Origin of the sequence: Nonomuraea marmarensis, from assembly GCF_043197025.1 — a bacterium.
In the GTDB taxonomy this organism is placed as follows: domain Bacteria; phylum Actinomycetota; class Actinomycetes; order Streptosporangiales; family Streptosporangiaceae; genus Nonomuraea; species Nonomuraea marmarensis.
This window is the reverse complement of sequence record NZ_JBICRM010000028.1, coordinates 99,656-123,950: the sequence shown is the minus strand read 5'-3', so window position 1 is coordinate 123,950 and position 24,295 is coordinate 99,656. Positions and strand designations below refer to the sequence as shown.

At 69.2% G+C, this 24,295-nt stretch carries 22 protein-coding genes; 17 read left to right on the top strand and 5 right to left on the bottom strand.

The window, feature by feature from the left end:
- Positions 1-94: 94 nt before the first annotated feature.
- The 3 genes from ACFLIM_RS35590 (at position 95) to ACFLIM_RS35580 (ending at position 3,584) form a co-directional block, all read left to right on the top strand.
- The gene (locus ACFLIM_RS35590; protein WP_393172764.1) at positions 95-1,465 is read left to right on the top strand and encodes an erythromycin esterase family protein; all 1,371 of its coding nucleotides are present in this window, start codon (positions 95-97) and stop codon (positions 1,463-1,465) included.
- A gap of 178 nt (positions 1,466-1,643) precedes the next feature.
- Positions 1,644-2,297 carry a TMEM175 family protein gene (locus ACFLIM_RS35585; RefSeq protein WP_393172763.1) on the top strand — a complete coding sequence of 218 codons (654 nt, stop codon included), beginning with the start codon at positions 1,644-1,646 and terminating at the stop codon, positions 2,295-2,297.
- Positions 2,298-2,444: 147 nt separating this feature from the next.
- A complete protein-coding gene (locus ACFLIM_RS35580) occupies positions 2,445-3,584 on the top strand; it encodes an FAD-dependent oxidoreductase (RefSeq protein WP_393172762.1) in 1,140 nt (379 codons plus the stop codon).
- 34 nt (positions 3,585-3,618) lie between these two features.
- Here the strand turns inward: ACFLIM_RS35580 and ACFLIM_RS35575 are convergent, their stop codons facing one another.
- Entirely contained in the window at positions 3,619-4,269 is a 651-nt protein-coding gene (locus ACFLIM_RS35575) for a response regulator (RefSeq protein WP_393172761.1), read from the bottom strand.
- Positions 4,266-6,299, bottom strand: a complete 2,034-nt coding sequence (locus ACFLIM_RS35570; protein WP_393172760.1) for a sensor histidine kinase — start codon at positions 6,297-6,299, stop codon at positions 4,266-4,268. Before ACFLIM_RS35570 ends, ACFLIM_RS35575 begins: the two co-directional genes overlap by 4 nt.
- A 169-nt stretch (positions 6,300-6,468) precedes the next feature.
- On the opposite strand from ACFLIM_RS35570, the gene ACFLIM_RS35565 reads away from it, so the two are divergent.
- The 9 genes from ACFLIM_RS35565 to ACFLIM_RS35525 all read left to right on the top strand — a co-directional run bounded on the left by ACFLIM_RS35565 (position 6,469) and on the right by ACFLIM_RS35525 (position 15,799).
- Positions 6,469-6,954 (top strand): hypothetical protein, encoded by a 486-nt coding sequence (locus ACFLIM_RS35565; RefSeq protein ID WP_393172759.1) that lies wholly within the window; start codon positions 6,469-6,471, stop codon positions 6,952-6,954.
- A gap of 444 nt (positions 6,955-7,398) precedes the next feature.
- Positions 7,399-8,364 (top strand): ABC transporter ATP-binding protein, encoded by a 966-nt coding sequence (locus tag ACFLIM_RS35560; RefSeq protein WP_393172758.1) that lies wholly within the window; start codon positions 7,399-7,401, stop codon positions 8,362-8,364.
- The gene (locus tag ACFLIM_RS35555) at positions 8,361-9,716 is read left to right on the top strand and encodes an ABC transporter permease (RefSeq protein ID WP_393172757.1); all 1,356 of its coding nucleotides are present in this window, start codon (positions 8,361-8,363) and stop codon (positions 9,714-9,716) included. Before ACFLIM_RS35560 ends, ACFLIM_RS35555 begins: the two co-directional genes overlap by 4 nt.
- A 3-nt stretch (positions 9,717-9,719) precedes the next feature.
- Positions 9,720-12,503, top strand: a complete 2,784-nt coding sequence (locus tag ACFLIM_RS35550; protein ID WP_393172756.1) for an alkaline phosphatase family protein — start codon at positions 9,720-9,722, stop codon at positions 12,501-12,503.
- Between the two features lie 102 nt (positions 12,504-12,605).
- Positions 12,606-13,064, top strand: a complete 459-nt coding sequence (locus tag ACFLIM_RS35545) for a hypothetical protein (protein ID WP_393172755.1) — start codon at positions 12,606-12,608, stop codon at positions 13,062-13,064.
- Positions 13,065-13,923: 859 nt separating this feature from the next.
- Entirely contained in the window at positions 13,924-14,067 is a 144-nt protein-coding gene (locus ACFLIM_RS35540; protein WP_393172754.1) for a hypothetical protein, read from the top strand.
- Positions 14,064-14,723, top strand: coding sequence for an SRPBCC family protein (locus tag ACFLIM_RS35535; RefSeq protein ID WP_393172753.1), 660 nt, complete (start codon positions 14,064-14,066; stop codon positions 14,721-14,723). Before ACFLIM_RS35540 ends, ACFLIM_RS35535 begins: the two co-directional genes overlap by 4 nt.
- 46 nt (positions 14,724-14,769) lie before the next feature.
- On the top strand, positions 14,770-15,450 hold the full coding sequence (locus tag ACFLIM_RS35530) for a DUF998 domain-containing protein (RefSeq protein ID WP_393172752.1): 681 nt from the start codon (positions 14,770-14,772) through the stop codon (positions 15,448-15,450).
- Positions 15,451-15,478: 28 nt separating this feature from the next.
- Complete coding sequence (locus ACFLIM_RS35525) at positions 15,479-15,799, top strand: GNAT family N-acetyltransferase (RefSeq protein ID WP_393172777.1); 321 nt, start codon at positions 15,479-15,481, stop codon at positions 15,797-15,799.
- Positions 15,800-15,961: 162 nt separating this feature from the next.
- Here ACFLIM_RS35525 and ACFLIM_RS35520 read toward each other — a convergent pair whose 3' ends face one another.
- Both ACFLIM_RS35520 and ACFLIM_RS35515 read right to left on the bottom strand, forming a co-directional pair.
- Complete coding sequence (locus ACFLIM_RS35520; RefSeq protein WP_393172751.1) at positions 15,962-16,402, bottom strand: ester cyclase; 441 nt, start codon at positions 16,400-16,402, stop codon at positions 15,962-15,964.
- Between the two features lie 105 nt (positions 16,403-16,507).
- The gene (locus ACFLIM_RS35515) at positions 16,508-17,923 is read right to left on the bottom strand and encodes a sensor histidine kinase (RefSeq protein WP_393172750.1); all 1,416 of its coding nucleotides are present in this window, start codon (positions 17,921-17,923) and stop codon (positions 16,508-16,510) included.
- 715 nt (positions 17,924-18,638) lie between these two features.
- Between ACFLIM_RS35515 and ACFLIM_RS35510 the strand changes: the two genes are divergently transcribed.
- The gene (locus tag ACFLIM_RS35510) at positions 18,639-19,871 is read left to right on the top strand and encodes an RICIN domain-containing protein (protein WP_393172749.1); all 1,233 of its coding nucleotides are present in this window, start codon (positions 18,639-18,641) and stop codon (positions 19,869-19,871) included.
- A gap of 379 nt (positions 19,872-20,250) precedes the next feature.
- On the opposite strand, the gene ACFLIM_RS35505 is transcribed toward ACFLIM_RS35510, so the two are convergent.
- Positions 20,251-20,619 (bottom strand): ArsR/SmtB family transcription factor, encoded by a 369-nt coding sequence (locus tag ACFLIM_RS35505; protein ID WP_393172748.1) that lies wholly within the window; start codon positions 20,617-20,619, stop codon positions 20,251-20,253.
- Between the two features lie 66 nt (positions 20,620-20,685).
- Here ACFLIM_RS35505 and ACFLIM_RS35500 point away from each other — a divergent pair, with 66 nt between their 5' ends.
- Genes ACFLIM_RS35500 through ACFLIM_RS35485 form a run of 4 tightly spaced genes read left to right on the top strand, consistent with a single transcriptional unit; the run spans position 20,686 to position 24,289 of the window.
- On the top strand, positions 20,686-22,701 hold the full coding sequence (locus tag ACFLIM_RS35500; protein ID WP_393172747.1) for a heavy metal translocating P-type ATPase: 2,016 nt from the start codon (positions 20,686-20,688) through the stop codon (positions 22,699-22,701).
- A 38-nt stretch (positions 22,702-22,739) separates the two neighbouring features.
- Entirely contained in the window at positions 22,740-23,336 is a 597-nt protein-coding gene (locus ACFLIM_RS35495; protein ID WP_393172746.1) for a TetR/AcrR family transcriptional regulator, read from the top strand.
- On the top strand, positions 23,333-23,803 hold the full coding sequence (locus ACFLIM_RS35490; RefSeq protein WP_393172745.1) for a DUF6653 family protein: 471 nt from the start codon (positions 23,333-23,335) through the stop codon (positions 23,801-23,803). The genes ACFLIM_RS35495 and ACFLIM_RS35490 overlap by 4 nt, the downstream gene beginning before the upstream one ends.
- Before the next feature lie 54 nt (positions 23,804-23,857).
- The gene (locus ACFLIM_RS35485) at positions 23,858-24,289 is read left to right on the top strand and encodes a protein-tyrosine phosphatase family protein (RefSeq protein ID WP_393172744.1); all 432 of its coding nucleotides are present in this window, start codon (positions 23,858-23,860) and stop codon (positions 24,287-24,289) included.
- Positions 24,290-24,295 lie beyond the last annotated feature (6 nt).

Sequence of the window (24,295 nt, the reverse complement as noted above, 5' to 3'; positions counted from 1 at the left end):
TCGGCCGTCGTCAGCGTCCTGTCGATGGGTTGTCAGCGCCCCTACCGAGGCTCACACCTGTCAACCACGCCTACCCCTGCATCGGAACCTCATCATGAACAGCAAGACCTGGGCTGGAGCCCTGTCCGTCAGCCTTGCCCTGACCACCGCGGGCACGGCCGCCGCGGCCGCCGACTCCGACAGCCCGGCGGCCGTCGTCGCCGCGCTCAACGCCGCGGCCAAACCGCTCGCCTCCACCTCCCCCAGGGGAGGCCTGCACGACCTGGACGCGTTCGGCGCGATGGTGGCGGGTGCCAAGGTGGTCGGCGTGGGCGAGGCCACGCACAGCACCGCCGAGTTCTACACCCTCAACCACCGGCTGTTCCGCTACCTGGCGATCGAGAAGGGTTTCACCACCTTCGCGCGGGAGCTCAGCTGGAGCACCGGCGTGCGGCTGAACGACTTCGTCCGGTACGGCAAGGGCGACCCGCGCAAGATCATGCACGAGGAGGTGAAGGGCCCCTACGACCTGTTCGACAACCGCGAGTTCCTTGGCCTGATCACCTGGATGCGCTCCTACAACGCCACCCACAAGGCCAAGGTCCAGTTCATGGGCGCCGACCTGCTCTACCCCGGCGACGTCCTGTTCGACAAGGTCCTGGTCTACGTCAAGCAGTACCACCCCGACCTGTTGAGCGCGTTCACTCAGTTGTACGACGGATTGCGGCCGACGACTCCGAACGCCGGAGCGTACATGGCACTGGCGCTGGCCCAGCCGCTGGAGACCCGCCAGGACTACGCCCGGCGCGCCACCGAGGCGCTGAAGCTGCTCGAGCAGCAGGACTCCGACGGGAACGCCGAGGAGTACCAGTGGGCGGTGCAGCACGCCCGCGCCCTGTCCCAGACCTTCACCGACTTCGCCTTCGACCAGAGCACCGCCGAGGGACGCCGGCAGGCGCAGGTCTACCGGGACACCGTGCTGGCCGACAACGTCGCCTGGTGGAACCGGACCACCGGCCACAAGATCCAGATGTCGGGGCTGAACGCGCACATCAGCTACGCCCCGATCGACACGATGTTCGTCCCCGCCCCGATGGGAGGCGTCCTGCGCGAGCGCCTGGCCGACCGCTTCGTCACCGTCGGCACCTCCTTCGACCAGGGTGGCTACAACTTCCTGATCGACAAGGGCGAGTGCCCGGAGGGCTCGCTCCCGGCCGAGCGGCCCCTGACGTGCAAGGGATCGGTGGCAGCCGCCGGCGCGGACTACAACGAGTACGTCCTGGACCAGGTCCGCCATCGTGACTTCATCCTCGACACCCGCACCGCGCCCCGGGCCGCCCGGGACTGGCTCGCCGAAAGTCGCCCCACCCGCCTCATCGGCGGCGGCTTCTGGTCGCCCGACCAGGCCACCAAGGTCGCCCTCGGCAAATCCTTCGACATCGTGATCCACCTGCACAAGGTCAAGGCCGCCACACTCCTGCCATGACTCAGCAACACGGCTCCACGTGGCCATGCGGGCGGTCGCGACGTCGCGGCCGTCCATGGTGGACACCGCGAGAGTCGCATCTCGTCTGCGAAGAGAGGCCGATCGTCAAGGCGGCCATGCTTGAAATGTGGGCATGGCGTGATTCACACCTAGATCGTTTGCTGAGGGAGCATGACTGATGGCTGACAAGGAGACCAGCCCGAGAGCCGTCGAGCGGGTGGCATTCTTCTCCGATGCGGTGATCGCGATCGCGCTGACCCTGCTGGCTTTGGAGCTGCCGGTGCCCGAGGGGACGCATCTTCCGGACTTCGTCGCGTCCTTCGGCGAACATCGCGACGAGTACATCGCCTTCCTGCTGGCTTTCGTAGTGGTCGGGGGCACGTGGCTCGCTCATCACAAGCTCTTCCGCTTCATGGCTGCCACCGATACGTTGTTGCTGGTCATCAACCTTGTCACCTTGTTCGCGCTGGTGCTGGTGCCCTGGGCCAGCAAGACGCTGGACACCTCGGAGGACGGGTCGGGCATCGCGCTGTACTCGCTCGTCATGGCCTTGATCGGTGCTTCGAGCCTGTGGCTCACCCTGCATGCCAAGCGGGCCGGGCTCATGTATGAGGACACGCCCAAGGCGCTGTTCGACGGCATCTGGGTGAAGGCCGGGCTGCCGGGTGCCATGTTCGCGGTCTCCGCGCCCCTCGCGCTGTGGATCCAGGCCTGGGTGTATCTCATGTGGCCCCTGGTCTACGTGGGCATCGCCATCTTCTACATGATTCGGCGTCTCATGAAGCCGCGGTCTGCCGTACCCCCGGCTCGAAGCACACCTGCCACATCCTGAGGTCCATGCAGTGTGACTCCGTGTACGGGCGGACCCCTCTCGGCAGAGAGCAATCCACGGTCCCGAGTGTGGCGACGGTGTGGAGATACGGGGCGGGTAGCGTGCAGACGGTCGCATGGGTGGGGCACCGTCCCTACCGTCGCAGGTATGCAGACCGTCGATGTACTGGTCGTGGGTGCGGGCCTGGCCGGCCTGCGCACAGCCCGCTTGCTCGCGCTACGGGAACTGAATGTGATGGTGGTCGACCGCCGCAGGTCGCTGTCGACGGGCACCCGCACGACGGGGATCTTCGTGCGGCGCACCCTTGATGACTTCGACCTGCCGGACCACCTGCTCGGGCCTGGTGTCCGGGACGTGCTGCTGTATCCGCCGTCGCGGCGGGCACCGATCCGGCTCACCAGCGATCGGGACGAGTACCGCGTGGCCGACATGGCGGCCGTCTACGAGCACGCGCACCGCGAGGCGGAGTCGGCCGGGGCACGGGTCCTCTTGGGCGTACGGTATGTCGACGCGTCGATGGGTTTTGTGCGGTTCGCGGGTGCGGAACCGGTGACGGCCCGGTTCATCGTCGGCGCGGACGGCGCCCGCTCCCGGGTGGCCCGTGATCTCGGCCTTGATGTCAACCGGCGCTTCCTGGTCGGTGCCGAGATCGTCCACCCGGTCGCGTCGGGCACGGCCACCCCGGCGTTTCACTGCGTGCTGGACCCCCGGGTCGCTCCGGGGTATCTGGGCTGGGTCATCGACGACGGCCGGCATGCGCATGTCGGCGTCGCGGGATATCCGGATGCGATGCGCACCGGCATCCGCCACCTGCTGGACGCTTTCGCCGCGGACGCGCCCGGCCGCGCGGTGCCGGCCGGTCCGGTCGAGCGTCGAGGTGGTCCGATCCCGGTCGGCGGTGTGCTGCGACGGTTGGCGTGCCCCGCCGGGCTGCTCGTCGGAGACGCGGCGGGCGCGGTGTCGCCGCTGACGGCCGGTGGGTTGGACCCCTGCTTACGCATGTCCGAACTGGCCGCGGCGGTCGCCGCCGGGTACCTGCGCACTGGCGACCAACGCATATTAAGCCGGTACGACGGGGACGCGTTGCGGACCCGGTTCCGAGGCCGGCTGTTGCTACGCCGCGTGTTCGCCGGCATCCGATCCCCCGCCGCGGCAGAGGCGGCGGTGACCGTGCTACGCGGTCGTGCCGGTCGTGCCTTGGCGGCGCGCATCCTGTTCGGCGACGGCTCGTTTCCCGACGTCAACTCACGGCTCGCGGACCCGGCGATCGACCACCCATGCCAGTAACGCCGAGCGGGCGCAGGTGCGCAGAACAGCCTCGTCACGGTTCGCCGAGTCCGGCGCGGCGGGCCTGGACGATGGCGGCGGCGCGGTCGGGGGCCTGGAGTTTCGTCAGGATGGTCGAGACGTTGTTGGCCACGGTCTTGGTGCTGAGGACAAGGTGGCGGGCGATGCGGCTGTTGGGCCAGCCGTTGGCGAGCAGCGCGAGGATCTCGCGTTCGCGGTCGGTGAGCTGGGGGAAGGGGCCGGAGGCCGGGCGGGGGTCGGTGAAAGTGCGCAGGACGCGGCGGGCGATGTCGGGGCCGAACACGGCGTCGCCGCGGGCGACCGCGCCGATGGTGCGCACGACGTCTTCTTGCTGGGCTCCTTTGAGCAGGTAGCCGCGGGCTCCGGCGCGGAGCGCGGCGAACACGAACTCGTCCTCGCCGTACATGGTCAGCATCACCACTGCGATGTCGGGATGGGCGGCGGTGATCTGGCGGGTGGCCTCTACGCCGCCGATGCCGGGCATCTCGATGTCCATGAGTATGACGTCGGGGGTGAGTTCGATGGCCAGCACGATCGCCTGTTCCCCCGAGGTGGTCTCGCCCACCACGTCGATGCCGTCGACGGAGTCGAGCAGGAGGGCGAGCCCGTCGAGCACGATGCGGTGGTCGTCCACGATGACGACTCGCACGTCCTGTTCGTTCATGCGCTGCTCCCCGTGAGTGACAGCGGGAGCTGGACGAAGACCCTGCCGCCCGCGCCGGTGGGTCCCGCGCCCCAGGTCCCGCCGAGGGCGGTGGCCCGCTCCCGCATCGAGGTCAGGCCGACGCCGGGCGACCATTGTCGGTCGTCTGGGCCGTCGTCGCGGATCTCGAGACTCAGCTGGTCGGTGCAGGTGATGGTCACCTGGCACCGGGAGGCGGCGGCGTGCCGGGTGATGTTGGTGACGGCCTCGGTGATGATCCGGTAGGCGGCGATCTCCACAGCGGCCGGCAGTGGAGGGAGGGCTGAGGGTACGGAGAAGGCGACGGGGAGGGCGGCGTGCTCGAGATGCTCTTGCAGCGCGCCCACCAGGCCCAGCTCGTCGAGGACCGGAGGCCGCAGGGCGTACACGAGACGGCGCAGGTCGCCCAGGGCGGTGGTGAGGTCGTGCCGGACCTTGCCGAGCAGGACTTTGGCCTTGGGCGGGTTCTTCTCCAGCAGGTTGCGGGTGGCGTCGACCTTGGTGGCCGCGGCGGTGAGCATGGGCCCCAGGCCGTCGTGCAGGTCGTGGCGCAGGCGCCGGCGTTCCTCTTCGGCCGCGTTGACGATGCGCTCGCGCGACAGCAGCAGCGCCTCGGTGAGCATGACGTTGCTGGCGGCCACGGCGACCTGGCGGGCGATGTCCTCCATCAGCCGGGTCTCCCGGAGGTTCAGGGAGCCCTGGCCGGAGCGCAGGCCCACCACCAGCGCGCCGATGTCCCGGCCCTGGTGGGCGAGCAGAAACCTGGCGGAGGGGGCGTCCGGGCTGGGATCGCCGTGGGCGATGCGGCGCACGGAACCGTCATCCCCGAGCATTTCGACCGCCGCTGACGGAAGCCGGAGCGCCTCGGTGACGGCTTCGAGCAGATCGGGGATCAGCCGCTGGATGCTTCCGGCGCTCTCCAGGCGTGCGGCCAGCCGGCCGATCACGGTATAGGGCTCGTCGCGTTCGCCGTACAGGAAGCGGTTGACCAGGCGTTGGATCCGGAACCTTGCCGGGGAAAGGCTGAACGCGGCGCCGAGGGCGGCGGCGACCGTCCACGGCCCGCCAACTGCCTGGCCGAGCAGGGCGAGGATCGCAACCCCTGCCGCGTACACCCCGGCGACCGACGCGGTGAGCAGGGCGTAGACCAGGGTGCGGTTGAGGACGACGTCGATGCCGTAGATCTGGTTCGCCAGGACGACCGCGGTGATCACCAGGAGCATCACGATCGAGCCCACTGAGGAAATCATCTCTCCGGCGGGCAGCGCGACGACCGCCGGGGTGACCAGGATCGCGGCGAGATTGGTCACGGCCAGCCAGCGCAGGACCTGCCGCAGCCGGCCCTTGGCTCGCAGCCACCGGATGACCATCACGACGGAACCCAGCAGCATGCCGATACCGAACAGCGGAGCGGGCTCCCAGATGGGGAGGCCGGCGACGGCGAGCGGATTGGCCAGCGTGACGCCGGGCAGGGCGGGGAACGGCGAGAACAGGCCGTACAGCCAACCGGCGGTGCACAGCAGGACGCTCGCGGCGGCCGGCCAGCGGATCCTCCCCGCGGGCAGTTTCCCGTCGGGAAAGGTCGCCCAGGCCGCGATGAGCACGACGGTCTCCAGCGGCTCCCCGAAGATCGCCGCCCAGAGCGCCGGGGCGGCTCCCGGCAGGTCCTGCCCCTCGCGCAACGCGAACGTGGCCCAGCCGATGCCCCCGGCGGACAGGCCGTGGCCGACCGCGGCGGCCAGCGCCAGCCAGCCGAACACCACCTCGGGACGCCGCACCGCCAGCAGCCAGCCCGCCGCGGTGAACGCCACCGCCAGCACGATCTGGCTCCACAGATGGGCGCTGTCCGCAGGACTCGCGCCGGTGGTCAGGGCGGAGTGCCGGTTGACGACGGCCAGCACCCCGCCGAGCGCGGCCGTGCCCAGCGCGGCCGAGGCCAGCAGATGAGCGGCCCAGCGCCGGCGGATGCGGGCGCCGTCACCGCGCAGGTCGAACACCCCCACATTGTGCATCTCGGGTGATCCCGAAGGACCCGGGAATTCTTCCCGATCTCGCCGGGAACCCGTACTCATGCCCGCGGGATGCCGGGCCCCCGACGATCGCTGCAGCCAACCCCTTCGAACGGAGACGCCCACTCGACCGGTCACCCGGCAGGCCGAGACGACTCAAAAGGAGACCGCAATGCGATCCACCCGCCGCTTCACCGTGCTCGGCGCCGCCGCGCTCGCCCTCACCACCGTGGTCCTGGGCGTCCAGCCCGCCGGCGCCGCCGCGAAGCCCAAGACCCTCCACTACTTCGAGAAGCCCACCGGCTTCACCTACATCCCGGCCGGCGGGAAGCCGATCCACCAGCCGCCGTCCGGCCCGCCCAAGCCCGGCGACCGCATCGAGATCAGCGGCAACCTCTACAAGGGCGACCACAAGCACCACGGCGATGAGGTCGTGGGCACCGACCACACGATCTGCGTGTTCAACGCCGACCTGAGCGCCTACTGCGACGCTCAGGCAGCCTTCGGTGGCTCGATGCTCCTGGTCCACAGCAGCGGCGGCGACGGCGACTTCACCTCCACCATCACCGGAGGCACCGGCCGCTTCCTCAACGCCAAGGGAACCGTCCGCACCCACCCCGTCAAGGACAACGCCGACCTGACCATCCGCCTGAAGTAGACCTGTCGCTAACGAAGATGTCATGAAGTACGCGGAAGGGGAGCAACTCTGGTGTCAGCATGATGCCGGGGAGGCTCTCGGCCAGGAGGAACGCCGGCCCCCGGTGGGGGTCGGCGAGTGGGGAGGTACTTGATCAGCTCATCGAGTGTCGGACTGTCTGGGGACAGCAAGGCTACGGCTGTCCCCGCGTCTCAGGCACCGGGCAATCGTAGTGCGCCCTGAGCGACCTCGCCCCGGCACCGGGTGAGATCCAGGGCGCGAGCGCGTTGACCAGTGCGACCGTGCGATCGCCGGGTCAAGTGGCATATCGACAGGTTGAGTGGCGTATCGACGGATTCAGTGCATATCGACGGCATTCGCCCAACGTTTGGCTGCGCGCCCTCCCATGGCAAACCGCGATCTCTAGGTTCCTCTTGGTTGTAGATCAAGCTAAGGGAGACCGACATGCACAGGCCCCCCGCAGTCCGGGCTCGCGGGATCACGAAGTCCTTCGGTGATGTGATCGCACTCGACGGCGTCGACCTCGACGTGATGAGCGGGCAGATCCACGGCCTGGTCGGCCCGAACGGCGCGGGCAAGACGACGCTCCTCGGTCTGCTGTTAGGCCTGGCGGTCGCGGACAGGGGCCGCCTCGAGATCCTGGGTACGCCGGTCGGGCGGACGCTCGCCGTACCCGACGGTGTCGCGGGCTTCGTGGACGGACCCGGGCTCTATCCCTCACTAACCGCGCGGCAGAACCTCTCGGCCCTGGCCTCACTGCGCCGGTACGACTCCGGTCGCACCGCCGGCGTCGACGACGCGCTGGAGCAGGTCGGGCTCACCGACGTCGCCGACGACCGGGTCCGGGGCTTCTCACTGGGGATGCGCCAGCGGCTCGGGCTGGCCGCCGCGGTGCTCACCACACCGCGACTGCTCGTCCTCGACGAGCCGGCCAACGGCCTGGACCCCGCCGGCAAGCACCACGTGCACCGCGTCATCACCGAACTCTCCGCGGACGGGACCGCGGTGTTCCTCTCCAGCCATCGGATGGACGACCTCGCCGCGCTGTGCTCCGAGGTCACCATCCTCGCCACCGGACGGGTCGTCTTCTCCGGGCCGGTGAGCAAGCTCGCCGCCGAGAGCGGCGAGCTCGACTACCGGCTGCTCACCTCCGACCCGGCGGCCGCCCACCGGCTGGCGTCAGAGACGCCCGGGCTCCGCGTCGTGCCCAGCGGCGACCCCGGTCAACGGCCGGACGTCGTCGTCCGCGGGCCGGTGCCGGCCCTCGACGAGCTGGTCGTGCGGCTCGTGCGAGCCGGCGTAGCGCTCCGAGAGCTGGGGCCCGTGGTGGCGCCGCTCGAGGCCGCGTTCCTGGCCCTGACCGGGACCGGCACCGTACCCGCGCGGACCGACCAGGAGGACCCGCGATGACCGCGACCGTCGCCCGACCCCGGGCCGGCGCCCGGCCGGCGCCCGTGCTGCACGGCTACCGGTTCGAGCTGGTCAAGCTGCTCTCCCAGTGGCGGATCCGCCTGCTGCTGCTCGCCTGCTGGATCGGCCCCGCGGCCTTCGTGGCCGTGGTGAGCCTGCAGAGCTCGCTACCCTCCGACACGGTCTTCGGCCGCTGGATGAACGCGACCGGCTGGGCGGGGTCGCTGGTCGTGCTGGACTTCTCGTGCAGCTGGGCGCTCCCGCTGCTGACGGCGCTGGTCGCCGGGGACGTCTTCGCCGTCGAGGACCGGCTGGGCACCTGGCGCCACCTCCTCATGGCGGTCCGCTCCCCCCGGCGGATCTTCGTGGCGAAAACCCTTGCCAGCCTCACCGTGATCCTGCTGCTGGTGGCCGGACTGACCGCGTCGGGCATCGCCGGCGGCCTGGCCGCGGTCGGCAACCGACCGCTCGCCGGCCTGGACGGCCAGCTCCTCGCCCCGGCGGACGCGGCCGGCACGGTCCTGCTTGCGTGGGCGTGCGCGTTGGCGCCGACGCTGGCGTTCGCCGCGGTCGGCCTCCTCGGCTCGGTCGCCCTGGGCCGCTCTCCGATGGGGCTGCTGATGCCCGCGCTGCTCGCCTTCGCGCTGCAGCTCGCACAGTTGCTCCCGCTGCCGGTGGTCGTGCGGCTGGCCCTGCCGAGCGAGGCCTTCCTCGCCTGGCGCGGGCTCTTCACCAGCCCGGCCCAGGCGGGCCCCCTCCTCATCGGCCTCGCGGTGAGCCTCGCGTGGGCGGTCATCGCCACCGCGCTGGCCTACCGCCTGTTCCTGCGCCGCGACTTCACCGACCTGACATACGACGGGTCGGGCCGGCACGTCCTCGTGGCGGCGGTCCTGCCGCTGGCCGCGCTGGTCGCCCTCACCGTCGGCGTGATCGCCGGCGCGACCCCGGCCACGGGCTCGGGGATCGAGAGGGGGAAGCTGCAGGACTCGCTCGCCACGGCGTACGCCCACCTCTACCGGCTGCAGACGCAGGAGCTCCATCGTCCCGACGTCACGGAGGCCCAGCTGCAGGCCACCGCGTCCTGCGACAAGGGCGGCTCCCGGGTCCTCGACCAGGGACCGGGCAACGACTGGCGGTGCGTCGTCTCCTGGCACCTCCCCGGCGCGACCGCCGTGGGCACCGCCATCTACCAGCTCGACGTCACCGCGGACGGGCGGTACGTCGCCGACGGAGACGGACCGAAGGAGGTGAACGGCTACTTCCAGGTGCGCACCCCGACCGGGGACGCGCCCAACCCCCTGTGGCAGTTCGACGGGAACGTCGACCTGCTCGCAAGCACCCTTAAGGAATGATTCATGCACGTCAAGCGCCAGCGCGTCGCGAAGGACCGTCTCGGGCTCTTCGATCGACGCACCGGCCGCCGGATCCGCCTGGTGGTGGCCGGCACCGCAGCTCTCGCCGTCGCCAGCGGGGGCATCGCCTATGCCTCCACCGAGGTGTTCGGCAGCAACTTAGTCGGCTCCACCACCGAGGCCGGCCTGCAGCTCGCCAGCGACCAGGTCATCAAGCCGATCGGTGACCGCCTGCTCGTCGACAACGGCAAGCTGCTTGCCTCGACCGTCAGCCCGGACGGCCGTTTCCTCGCAGCGCTCACCAACGACCGGTCGATCGCTCTGACCATCGTCGACCTGCAGAACTACAAGGTGCTCCAGCAGGCCGGGACCGCCGCGACCGCCGGTGCGCGCATCTCCAGCAACAACGTCGGGCAGGAGGGGCCGGCCTACTCCCCGGACGGCAAGACCCTGTGGCTGCCGCAGATCGACGGCTTCAACCGCTTCCCGGTGAACGCCGACGGCACCCTCGGCACCCCGACGTTCATCACCATCGCCGCGCAGGGCACGAAGAAGGCGCTGCCGGCCCAGGCGGTCTTCTCCGCTGACGGCAAGACCGCGTACGCCGCCGTCAACGGCCAGAACCGCGTCGTGGCGATGGACGCCGCGACCGGCGCGATCCAGCAGAGCTGGACCGTGGGCACCGCGCCGCGTGGTCTGGCGCTGGTCGGCAACAAGCTCTACGTCAGCAACGAGGGCGGCCGCCCGGCCAAGCCCGGCGAGACGACGATCAACTCCTACGGCACCCAGGTGCCGGCCAACCCGGTCACGGGTGCGACGACCACGGGCACCGTGAGCGTGATCGACGTTGCCAACCCGGCGGCTTCGGTCTCCTCCATCGACGTCGGTCTGCACCCGACCGCGCTGTACGCCGCCCGCGGCGCGCTCTTCGTCACCAACACGTTCGACGACCAGGTCTCGGTCATCGACACGTCCAAGGACGAGGTCGTCCAGACGATCGCCACCCAGCCGTGGCCGGAGGCCGAGGTCGGCTACGCCCCGAACGGTGTGACCCTGACCGAGGACGGCCACCTGCTGGTCACCCTCGGCCGGGCGAACGCGGTCGCCGTCTACCGCTACAAGAATCCGCAGGAGCCGGTCAGCTACGTCGGCCTGCTCCCGACGGACTACTACCCGGAGGAGGTGACCACCGTCGGCGACGACGTGGTCGTCACCAACACCCGCGGCATCGGCGAGCGCGGCCCAACGCGCACGATCAACAAGGGAGCCGGCACCACGCCGGCCACGGGCCACAACACCCACGACTCGACCGGCTCGCTGACTCGGTTCAAGCTGCCGGCCGACTCGGTGATCGCCAAGTCCACGGCCACGGTCTTCGCGCAGAACGGCTGGGACAAGCACGACGTCAAGCAGGCCCAGGGCAACTCCCAGCACGCCGTGCCGGTCCCGAAGCACCTCGGTGACCCGTCGACCATCAAGCACGTCTTCCTGCTGGTCAAGGAGAACCGCTCCTACGACCAGGTGTTCGGCGACGACCCGCGCGGCAACGGCGACCCATCGCTGGCGCAGTTCGGTGAGAAGGTCACCCCGAACCAGCACGCTCTCGCGCGTCAGTTCGGTCTCTACGACAACACCTACGCCATCGGCACCAACTCCGCCGAGGGCCACAACTGGCTGATGCAGGCCGACAACCCGGAGTACACCGAGTCCGGCGCCGGCTTGTACCAGCGCAGCTACGACACGGAGGACGACGCGCTGGGCCACCAGCGCTCGGGCTTCCTGTGGACCGGTGCCCAGGCCGCCGGCAAGACCGCTCGCAACTTCGGTGAGTTCACCCAGTTCTTGACCGTCCCCGCCGGCTCGTCGTGGCAGAAGTTCTACTGCGACGCCCGGAACATGGAGGCGACCGGTCAGGACACCACCATCAAGACGGACACCCAGTCGCCGATCCCGTCGCTCAACGACATCACGCTGCACTCGTACCCGAAGTACGACACCAACATCCCGGACATCTACCGGTACCAGATCTGGAAGCGTGACTTCGAGGCCAACGGCCCGGCCAACCTCAACATGTTCTGGCTCTCCAGCGACCACACCGGTGGGGCGGCGAACGCGGTCGCCCAGGTCGCCGACAACGACCTGGCCGTCGGCAAGATCGTCGACACCATCTCACACAGCAAGTACTGGAAGGACTCCGCGATCTTCGTGATCGAGGACGACACCCAGGACGGCGTCGACCACGTCGACGGCGCGCGCGGCCCCGTGCAGATCATCAGCCCCTGGGCCCAGCACGGCACCGTGGACAGCCACTACTACACGCAGATCACCATGATCCGCACCATCGAGCAGATCCTCGGGATCCAGCCGATGAACCAGAAGGACAGCGCCGCCACCCCGATGGCCGCGGCCTTCACCAAGAAGCCCGACTACACGCCGTTCAACGTGGTGCCCAACCAGGTCCCGCTGACCGACGGCCTGGCCACCCCGCCGGCCTGCGGCAACGACACCCCGGCTGCGGCGGGCGCCTCGGGGGCTCCCGCGCAGACCACGGCCTCGGCCGTGCCCGCTGACATGCAGCCCATCGTCGACGCTTGGACTGCCTGGCAGAAGGAGCAGCACCTGAGCGGGGCGAACGCGGTCCCGGACTACGCCAACCCGGCGCTCATGAACCACTTCACCTGGTACCAGGCGCACAACTGGACCACGCCTTACCCGGGTGAGGACAAGATCTTCACCCCGGCCGAGGTGCCCGGTGGCTACCTGCCGTCGCCGGAGTCCGACGGCTGACCTCCGCCCAACTCACACGACGGCCCACCGGGATCCCGGCGGGCCGTCTGCCCATAAGAACGCCTAACGGGAATCCAGCGCGCTGAACTGCCTTTCCGCTGATTGGGCAAGATCGGCGTGCGTCTTTGCAAGCAGGAAGTCAGGAGTTCGAAATCTCCTAGGCTCCACCTCGGAAAACGCACCCGCTCGGGTGGCGAGGCGTTGGCGTTTCCTGCACACTTCGGCGCGCGGCGCGTACGGTGGACAGCCGAGTGGAACAGCCGGATTCTCCCCGCATGGCGGAAGTCGGATCGCGCTGATCTTGCGCGGCTGCTTCCCGGCTTCATCGGCGAACTCCACGTTCAGGCCGCGACAGAGACAGGACCGGCCCGTGACTCGGCGCTGCGTTTGCTCATCTGGGCGTGCAGCGCGGCGGCATCGGATGTACTCAAGGCGTTCGGCCATCTCGATCTTGCCTGGATCGCCAGCGACATGTTCGCGCGCGAGCTGGTGGCGGATCTGCTGGAACGCGTCGGAGGGCGCGACGTGCGTGGCCTGGCGTGGCGGATGAACCTGATCTGACAAGGGGTTTCCGTTCGGAAACACTCTCGGCTGACAGCCGACCTCAACGTTCGGGGCATGGACGGTTACGGGTCCCTACCCCCCACGCGATCGCTCGCCCTATCAGGCGCTACGAGCAGTCCTGCTGACGAGGGCGCTATGACCTGGCGTCGGCAGGGTGGGCTGGCATCCCGCCGTCCGCGAAAGCGGGATCTCGGCATTGACCCGGAAGCCGCCGACCAGATCCACAATCCCATCCAGGCGGCCCTTGCAATCGCTAGTCGTGTCAGGGGGGTCATGCTTGCCCAGCAACATCTTCGACGGCCGATCCTCGGCGCTGTCATGCCCGGCGCCTACTGACCCCACGATCAAGGATTGGCGGCCGGTCGCATCCCGGCCCAGACAGGCAAGGTCTTTTCCATGAACCAGCCCCACAGACACTCCGTCAGCGTGGCAGGCGTGATCATCGATCCCGGCTGTCCGCCAACACGACGGCGTACGCCTACTCGGACCCAAACACTCACGGCAGTGACCTTGCCGAATTGTTCTTATGGGTATCAAGGCGGCGGCGCGGCGCGCCCCGGCACCCCGGCCCTCCGCCCGCCCGTCGTCCGGGCGTGCGGCCTGGGGCCGGTCCCGGACGGCGCGGGACTACGGGCCGGCCGCCGCACACCTGCCCCGCCGCACGGACCGAACGCTCCGGCCGAGGTCGCAGGAAAAGGCCCGTCTCTTTTATTCATCCTTGACTTATATAAGTCGTGGGTGAGATTGTTGGCCCCGTGCACGCGCTCGACGCGCTCGGCGGCGCGGTCGGCACCCCCGGCGCCCGTACGGCGTCGGCTCCGTACCACTCGGGGAGGTCGGCATTCGGCTGGAGCGCTTGCGCCGGTTCTGGAGCCGGCGCCTGGACGCGCTGGGCACCGAACTCGCGCGCGCCCGGCGCGAGCGCCGCCACCCGCTTGACGAGACGCCGTCCGCGGAGGGACGACCGGACTCGAACAACGAGGAGGAAGAAGAGGAATGATCGACATCGTCAACCAGATCAACGCCACCTACCGGGAGATCGGCAACCAGGCGGTCGCCGCCGGCCCAGGGCGCTCGCTGCTGCTGCGGCGCACGTACGACGCCTCGATCGAGGACGTGTGGAGCGCCTGCACCGACCCCGACCGGATCAGCCGATGGCTCACCCCGATCGAGGGCGACCTGCGGCTCGGCGGCACTTTTCAGCTCAAGGGCAACGCCGGCGGGGAGATCCTGCGCTGTGAGAAGCCCCATCTGATCAAGGTGACCTGGGGCCAGGGGGAGGGCATGCTCACCGAGGTCGAAGTGCGACTCGAGCCCGGCGGCGACGGCGGGACCGTCTTGGAGCTGGAGCACGCCGCGCCCGCCGCGATCGTCGATGAGATGGTGCGCATGTACGGGCCCGGCGCCACGATCGGCATCGGCTGCGGCTGGGATCTGATGCTACTCGGCCTCGACCTGTTCCTGCGCGGCGTCACGTTCGACCCGACGACCTGGGAGGGCACGACCGAGGCGAAGGAGTTCGCCACCGCTAGCTGCCACGCCTGGGGGCCCCTGGTCCAGGCCGCCTGGGGCACCAGCGACGACGACATCGCCGCGGCCGTCACGTTCGCCGTGCAGCACTACGCTCCCGAGACCGGCAGGGACGGCAACGGCTGACCGCCGCGCGGTGGGGCCGTCCTGTTCTCATGAGAGGAGTAGACCGATGACCGAGAATCTCACCACCACAGCGGCCGGCGGGGTGACGCGGACGCTGCTGATGTGCGGCATCGTCGCCGGCCCGCTCTACATCGTCGTAGTCCTTCTGCAGATGCTCACCAGGGACGGGTTCGACATCAGCCGGCACCCGGCCAGCATGCTGAGCAACGGTGACCAGGGATGGATCCAGATCGCCAACTTCGCGGTCAGCGGCCTGCTGTTCGTGGCGGGAGCGGTCGGCCTGCACCGGGTACGGGGTCCGGCGGGCCGGGGCGGCACCTGGGGGCCGCGGCTGGTCGGCGTCTTCGGCGCCGGGATGGTCGCCGCGGCCGTCTTCTCCGCCGACCCCTCCGACGGCTTCCCGCCGGGGACGCCGACCGGCCCGCCCACGAGCATGAGTACGCACGGGATGGTGCACTTCCTCGTCGCCGGGGTCGCCTTTCTCGCGCTGATCGCCGCGTGTTTCGCGTTCGGCCGGCGGTTCGCGGCGGCCGGCCGCCGCGGCTGGGCGGCCTTCAGTACGGTGACCGGCGCGCTCTTCCTGGCGGCCTGGATCTCGATCTTCGCGTTGCAGGGCTCCCGGGTGGCCAATGTCGCCTTCGCCCTCGCCATCGCGCTCGTCCTGGCATGGACGTCGCTCCTGGCCGCGCACCGGCTGACTCGGCCCGGCGCGACGGCACCGGCCTGACCCTCGGCGTGAGCGCCCTGCCGACGAGATCGGCTCCACCTGGCTCGCCGCCTCAGCGCTGGGCACCGGGATCAACATCGAGTCCAAGCTCCTGCTCCTTCGCTATGCGTTCGAGCAGTTGGGGGTGGCGCGGGTGGATTTTATGACCGATGCGCGGAACGAGCGGAGCCGCCGGGCGCTCGAAGGGTTGGGCGCGCGTTGCGAGGGCGTGCTGCGGAGTTGGTCACGATCATGGGCACCGGGCGAAGACGGCCTTCTGCGCGACTCTTCCATGTACTCAGTCATCGCCCCGGAATGGCCGTCCTGCGAGCACCATCTCCTGAAACGACTAGGCCTTGGCCTGTCCTGACGTAAGCCGACTGAGCCTGTTCGAGCTGCGGTGCAGAGCGGGTGGTCCGGCGCGGGCGTGCCGGGCGGGCCTTCCGAGGCAGAGCCCGGCGCGGGGAGCACCGGACCCGGCGCCGCGCAGCGGTGCCGCTTACCTTACGGCGGGGTAGCAGGGCACTGCGAGCTAGCAAGGAGAATCGCATACCTCGGGCAAGCCGAACCCGAGTTGCGAGTACAGCTCCAGTTGATCGAAGTACTCCCGATGCGTGACGATCTTCCCGTGGGCAACATGGGCCACACAGGAGCCACGAACGGCAACGCGGCGGCCGGTCGCCTCCAACTCGCGCCCGTTCGGCAGGAGGAAGAGTCCCTGATGCGTGCCAGTGATCGTCCACTCGGTGACGGCAGGATCGTCACAGGGAACCTCCAACCAGGGCGTCTGCTGAAAGTCGGGGAACGCCTTAAAGAACTGCTCCCAGAACCAGGCAATCTGGTCATGGCCCTCTAGCACGCCGGAAGGCGCCACCACCACGGCCTCAGGCAGGTAATTGTCGAGGATCGCAGACACGTCATGAGCGTTAACCGCACGATACAACCGGTGCTTGATCTCCCAGCCAGTAACCATCGCAACTATCCCTTCCTCCAGGACGGACGTACCTTCTACCCGCCAGGGGACTCGATGAGCACGGGACATAAGCCCCAACCGGGTAGATCTCTTTGGTGACCTGCGTCATGGGCATCCTGTCGTGACCGTGGGAGCCGGGGCCTGCCGGCAGCGCGGGAGGCGCAGGACGAAGCGGGCGCCCCGATCGCTGTCCTCGATGCGCAGAGTGCCGCCGCCGGTCTCGGCGATCTGCCGGGCGATCGGCAGGCCCAGCCCGGTTCCCCCGGCGTCCTTGTTGCGGGCCGCGTCCAGCCGGGCGAACCGCCGGAACACCAGCTCACGCTTGTCCGGCTCGATGCCCGGCCCGTCGTCGATCACCTCCAGCACCGCGACGCCGTGCGGGAAGCGCCCGCCGTCACGCTCGTCGCACGCGGCGTGCCGCACATTGACCATGATCGTGCTCTCGGCGTGCCGGTCGGCGTTGTCCAGGAGGTTGGTCAGCAGGCGGCCCAGCCGCAGCCGGTCGCCCAGCACCACCACGCCCGGTTCGAGGCGGCAGATGAGCCTCTTGGTCGTCTGGTGGCGCATCCGGCACTCCTGCTCCACCAGCCCCGCCAGGTCGATCGAGTTGTTTGCGCACGGCGTGCCCGCGTCCAGCTTGGCGATCATCAGCAGGTCGGAGACGATCGACTCCAGCCGGTCCAGGCTCACCAACATGGTGTTCCCCATCGTGGTCACGCTGGTCTCTTCGGGCGCCAGCAGAGCGTCCTCCACCTCCGCGCGCATCGCGGCAATGGGACTTCTCAGGTCGTGAGAGGCGTCGCAGGCGAAATGCCGCTGCTGTGTCATCGCGCGGTCAAGGCGGGCCAGGGTGTGGTTGACGCTGTCGGCCAGCTCGTGGATCTCGTCCTCGCCGGGCGGAACGGGCACCCGCCGGCCGGGACAGGAGGCGTTGATCTCATCGAGCTCCCTGCGGATGGCGCTCACCGGCCGCAGGGACGCGCTGACGATACGGTAACCGAGGTAGGTGACGGCCACCGCAAGCACGGCCGCCGACCCGCCGACCAAAGTGGCCAGCCACGGCTGGACCCACACGGGGATCACGGGAGAGGAAGCGTAGACCGTCCAGTTCCCCTCCGCCCGGTGGGCGGACTGCGCGACCACGATGTCACACTGGCCGCGCCCGAAGACCCCGCCACACACCACCGCGTCCCTGCTGTTTTGTCCGTCCGCGGTCAACGCCGCCATGCGCGGCTTGCCACGCAGCGCCGCGGTGGAGGCGACGATACGCCCGCGATGGTCGACGATTTGGACATTGCGGGACTGGCGCCGCGCGAGCGGGAAGTCCGCCTTGTCCCCCTGCTCCACCTTCATGGCCACGCGACCGCCGGTCGCGCGGACCTCCTTGGTGAGCGCACCGGTGGCGAAACGATGGACGGCGATCATCAGCACCACGGCCAGCAACGTCGACAGCAGCGCCGCCACCACGCCGGTGAACAGCGTGATGCGCGCGGTGATCGATCGTTTGTGGTTCGCTTTCATCCTCCAATCCCCTTCGGCAGGTTGCTCTCCCACGCCCCCTAGTGCGCGGGAGAGTGGTGTTGGGCTGGACATCTGGCCCGGGGGATAACGGGGGATGATGTTACGGTCCGCTTACGCGCCATAACTCTCCAGACCATACCTGCAGGTCAAGTGGCAGTCCAAACGCAAAGCCGGGGCAAACACGGCCACCGCCCTCAGGGCACGACCACGGCGTGTCCCCGAGAGGGGCCACAGCCGCCACACCCGATCCAGACCACGCTCGTCCGCACGCGGCGGTGCGGCACGTCCATAGGGACCTCGGTGAACAGATGTTGCGCTCCTTGAGCGTGCTTACATCCGCGGTAGAGCTACTTCCTCTACCAAGGATCCCTATGGCGGCACCCGCCGTCATCGATGCCAGCCCCCATCTTGGGATGTCAGACAGCCGGGTTGCCGACATTGCTGCTAGCCGCAATATGGAGTGGTTGGTCTCCCCTCCAGCTGTGACCGTTAGCGTCCACTCACGCCATTCAAATCGTCAACATGCCGGGGCCGTGGCGCCGCAGCGCTACGAATACCTGTGGTGAATAGTCGCCCGATCTGATCCCACCTGGGCCGAAGTAATGGTCGGACCTATGCCGCCATAATTGCTAGAGAGCGCTCTCTTGACAGCGGTGCTGATATTGCCGGAAGGTTTCCGTAAAGCTACATCCGTGATCCCGATGAGGTAACCCCCATGGTTCGCACCCCCCGCTCCAGAACGTTGCTCGCCATCGGTGCCGCTCTAGCCGCGGTGATCGCGCTGCTCGTCCCGATGACCGGCACCGCCAACGCCGCTCCCGCCCCAGGCCCGCTGGTATGGTCCGACGAGTTCAACGGATCAGCAGGCAGCGCCGTCGACCAGTCGAAGTGGCGCTTCGACCTCGGCGGCAGCGGCTGGGGCAACAACGAGCAGCAGTACTACACCAACAGCACCCGTAACGCCGCCATGGACGGCACCGGCAACCTGGTGATCACTGCCCGCCGCGAAAACCCGTCCAACTACCAATGCCACTACGGCACCTGTCAGTACACCTCCGCCCGCCTGCTCACCGCCGCCACCTTCACCCGGTCGTACGGACGGTTCGAGGCGCGCATGAAACTGCCCCGCGGCCAGGGCATCTGGCCGGCCTTCTGGATGCTCGGCGGATCGAGCTGGCCCGACAACGGCGAGATCGACATCATGGAGAACATCGGCCGCGAACCCAGCACCGTTCACGGCACCATCCACGGCCCCGGCTACTCCGGCGGCGCAGGCATCGGCGCCCCCTACTCGATCGGCGGCGCGTTCGCCGACGCGTTTCACACCTTCGCCGTCGACTGGTCTCCGAACCTGATCATCTGGTACGTCGACGGCAACGAGTACCAGCGCCGGACGCCGGCCGACCTCGGCGGCAACCGCTGGGTGTTCGACCACCCGTTCTTCATGATCATGAACGTGGCGGTCGGCGGGTACTGGCCCGGCTACCCCGACGGCTCCACCACCTTCCCGCAAACCCTGAGCGTCGACTACGTCCGCGTCTATGCCCCGCCCACCGGCGGCTCCTCCGGTGGCCGGATCACCGGGCTCGGCGGCAAGTGCGTCGACGTGGCCGGTGCCGCCACCGCCAACGGCACAGCCGTCCAGCTCTGGGACTGCAACAGCACGGCCGCCCAGAGCTGGACGTGGAACAGCGACGGCTCGGTGCGCGCGCTCGGCAAGTGCATGGACGTCACCGGCGCCGCCACGGCCAACGGCGCACAGGTGCAGCTGTACGACTGCAACGGCAGCGGCGCCCAAAGATGGACCTACAACTCCGGCACCGGCCAGATAGTCAACCCCCAGGCCAACAAGTGCCTCGACGCGACCGGTGCCAGCTCGGCCAACGGCACCCGGCTGCAGATCTGGGACTGCACCGGCGGCACCAACCAGCGGTGGACACGCGCCTGACGCCCCGCGTCTCGCCAAGCTGAAGGGCTCCCTCCGGCCGGGAGGGGCCTTTCAGCCGGTGAATATCGCATGCGTGGTTATCCGCAGATAGCAAGAACGCGCTCTCTCAGCCATCCATGTGATTCCCGGGATCGTCTGCTTTTCGCGGTGGCCCGATTAGGAAAAAGCCGTGAGAAAGACGGCTATAGAAGCAGGCTGAGGATCACCGTAAGCAGGACCGACAGCACGATGGATATGGCGATCATCGTCAGGCAGCCCACCCAGCCGCCCAGCGGCCGCACGTCCCAGTTCCCGAACCTCATGAGGTCCGCGTCTACCCGTACGAGAGGCTTCCAGATCCGCCGGGACCAAGACTTGGCCGAAAGTCTCTGCACCGGTGCTAAGACGTTGCGTGGATTTTGTGGTGCTTGTCGTGGGTGGACGAACTGTCGTCGTCTATGTGGTCGGCGTGGAAGAGGCCCTCGGTCAGTAGACGGCGTACATGCTCGTCCGCCGCGCTGTAATACACGAACGTGCCCTCGCGGCGGCCCTTGACCAGTCCAGCCAGGCGGAGTTTGGCCAGGTGCTGGCTGACTGCGGTCGGGGCGGCGTCGGCGAGGTCGGCCAGACAGGCGACCGAGGATTCGCCCTGCAGCAATGCCCACAGGATTTTGATGCGGGTGGGGTCGGACAGCAGGCGGAACGATTCGGCCGCCAGGTGCACCTGTTCCTCGTCGGGCATGTCGAAGTCGGGGAGCGACGTGTGCATGTCGTCAGCATAGCTCCGAGCCTGGCTGCTTGCGTATCTGCGTGCATGCGCAGATACGATGCTTTGGTGACCGTTGATGAAGTGACCGCCGGGGCGGCAGCCGCGCCTGCGAGGGGTGTGGCGTCGTGGCGCTCTGGTACGTGGTCGGTGGCCGAGGTGCGTTGGGCCGGCGTCGCGACGGCGTTCTTCGCCGTCGGCGGGCTCTGCCAGCTGGGCGGGGCGCCGCCGTGGCTGTGGTGGGCGCTCTACCTGGCCTGTTACGCCGCCGGAGGGTGGGAGCCGGGGCTGGCGGGGCTGCGGGCGTTGCGCGAGCGGACGCTGGATGTCGATCTGCTGATGGTCGCCGCGGCCATCGGTGCCGCCGCGATCGGGCAGGTCTTCGATGGGGCGTTGCTGATCGTCATCTTCGCCACCTCCGGCGCGTTGGAGGCGGTGGCGACGAAGCGTACCGAGGACTCGGTGCGCGGCCTGCTGGATCTGGCGCCCGAACGGGCCACACGGCTGGGCGCCGACGGCGAGGAGGTGGTGGTGGAGGCCGTCGATCTCCAGGTCGGCGAGGTGATCCTGGTACGCCCTGGCGAACGGATCGCCGCCGACGGCCTGGTCGTCGACGGCGCCAGCGCTGTCGACCAGGCGAGCATCACCGGTGAGAGTCTGCCGGCGGACAAGCGGGCCGGCGATGAGGTGTTCGCGGGGACGTTGAACGGCACGGGTGCCCTGCGGGTGGAGGTCACGCGTCCGGCGGGCGAGACGGTGATCGCGCGGATCGTGGCCATGGTGGAGCGGGCCGGCGCTACCAAGGCGCGGACTCAGCTGTTCATCGAGAAGGTCGAGCAGCGGTACTCCGTGGTCATGGTCGCCGCCACCGTGGCGTTGTTCGTGGTTCCGCTGCTGTGGGGGGTGGGGGTGCAGGACAGTTTGCTGCGTGCGATGACGTTCATGATCGTTGCTTCGCCGTGTGCCGTGGTGCTGGCCACCATGCCGCCGTTGCTGGCCGCGATCGCCACCGCGGGGCGGCACGGTGTGCTGGTCAAGTCGGCTGTCGTGCTGGAACGGCTCGGGACGGTTACCCAGGTTGCCTTCGACAAGACCGGGACTTTGACCGAGGGGCGTCCACATCTGACTGAGGTGAGGGTGTTGGCCGGCGACGTCGCTGCCGAGCGGTTGCTGGCCTTGGCTGCCGCCGCCGAGCAGGATTCCGAGCATCCGCTGGGCAGGGCCGTCGTGCAGGCCGCCCGCACCGCCGGACTGCCGATCGCGCGGGCATACGAGTTCGGCTCCGAGCCGGGACGGGGCGTGCGCGCTCGGGTCGACGGCATGCTCGTCGAGGTCGCCGGCCCGGCCCAACTGGTGGCGGGTGGCCGTGAGGCTGCAGGGCGGGGGAGTCTGCGGTCGGCTGAGGTCGAGCGTGTCGCGCGTGAGGTGGTCGGCGAGTTCCAGCGTGGCGGCCACACTGCCGTACTGGTCCGCATCGACGGCGTTCTCACCGGGGTCCTCGCCCTGGCCGACCGCATGCGGCCCGGCGCCGCCGCGACCGTGGCCCGGCTGACGGCGCTGACCGGGGCCGGTCCGGTGCTCCTGACCGGTGACAACGGCCCGGCCGCCGCCCGGCTGGCCGCTCAGGCGGGTATCAGGGACGTACGCGCCGACCTGCTGCCAGGCGACAAGATGGAGGCCGTCGCCGATCTGCAGCGGCAGGGCGCGCGGCTGGCGTTGGTCGGTGACGGGGTCAACGACGCTCCGGCGCTGGCGAGCGCGCACGTAGGAATCGCCATGGGAAGTACCGGCTCCGACCTGGCCCTGGACACCGCCGACGCGGTCATCACCCGCGACGAGCTGGCCACCATCCCCGCCGTCATCGCACTGGCGCGGCGGGCCCGCCGGCTCGTGGTGGCCAATCTCGTCATCGCCGCCACCTTCATCGGTGTCCTGGTGGCCTGGGACCTGTTCGGCGACCTGCCGCTGCCGCTCGGCGTGGCGGGACACGAAGGCTCCACCGTCATCGTGGGCCTCAACGGCCTGCGGCTGCTGCGCAACGCTGCCTGGCGCCGCGCCGTCGACTCCGGTCACAATCGAGGCTAAGCTATGACTGAATATCCAATCAAGTCATAGGGATACGCATGGCCGTGGCATTCACGGTGGCCGACAAGGACCGCATCACCGCCGTCCTGCTCGACACCGCCGAAGAGCTGTTCGCCATCCAGGGCTTGAAGAAGACCTCGCTGGACGAGCTGGTCGCGCCCGCGGGCATCTCCAAGGGCAGTTTCTACGCCTTCTTCGACTCCAAGGAGGAGCTCTACAAGGAGGTCATGGTCCGCAGGGCGCCGATGCTGGGCAAGGTGCTGGCCGCCGCGCTGGACCGGCCGCCGAGCGTCGATGCGCTGGCCGCCCTGATGCGCGGCATGATCGAGGTGCTCACCACCGACCCGTTCTACCGGCGGCTGCTCACCCGCCCCGACGAGCTGGAGGCGGTGGCCCGCAGGGTGGGGCCCGAGGAGATCGTCCGCGTCACGCCGCACCTGATGACGCCATTGCTCGAATACCTCGCCCGGGGGCAGGCCGACGGCGTCATCGTCGCGGACGCCCCGCCCGAGGTGCTGCTCGGCGTGCTCCGCACCGCCGGTCTGGTGGTGCTCAACCGCGACAGGTACGGGCCCGACCACGACCAGGTGGTCGAGGCCACCATCAACGCGCTGGCAAGGGGGCTCATCGTATGAGCACGTTGAAGAAGTACGCCCAGGCGGTCGGCATGTCCGATGAGGCGTGGCAGCGCCACGCCAACCCGTGGAGCGTCTGGACCAGGTTCGCCGCCATCCCGCTGATGATCGCGGCGATCTGGAGCAGGGAGTGGCTCGGCTGGTGGGCGCTGGTCCCGGTGGCCCTGGTCGTGGTCTGGCTGGTGCTCAACCCGCACGTCTTCCCCGCCGTCGAACAGCCCGGCAGCTGGACCGCCAGGGGCATTTACGGCGAGAAGCTGTGGCTGCACGACCGGTCACTGGTCACCGGTGACCACCGCAACGTGCAGCGGCTGCTCATCGCGCTGGGCTCGGCGGGGTTCGCGCTGCTCGCCTGGGGGCTGATCGCGCTGGAGATCTGGCCGACCGTGTTCGGCGCCACCCTGGTCACGGTGGGCCAGCTCTGGCGCATCGACCGGCTCGGCCAGCTCTACCTGGCGAACCGGTGACACGCGGGGCAATCAAGCGATTCAGCGGAGCCCCATGAGAGTAGGTACCTCATCATGACCACAACCTGGGAGCCCACGTCCGAGGGCGTCCTGCGGCTGCCCTCGGGCCGGCTGGTCCGCGGCCGGGGCCTGAGACGCCCGGTCCCGCAGGGTCCGCAACCCGTCTTCGCCCTCTACCTGCGCGGCCGCCGCCCACTGCCCGTCGCCTGGGAGCACCGATGGGTGCGCTGGCCCGACTTCTGGCTGCCGTCCGACCGCGCGGCCGCCGCCGACGCCCTGCGCGAGGCCTGGGAACGTGCCGAGTCCGAACGCGTCGAGATCGCCTGCGGCGGCGGCCGAGGGCGCACCGGCACCGCCCTGGCCTGCCTGGCCGTGCTCGACGGCGTCCCCGGAGACCAGGCGGTCGCCTACGTGCGCGAGCACTACTCACGCCACGCCGTCGAAACCCCCTGGCAACGCCGCTTCGTCACCCGCTTCGGACGGTGACCTCAG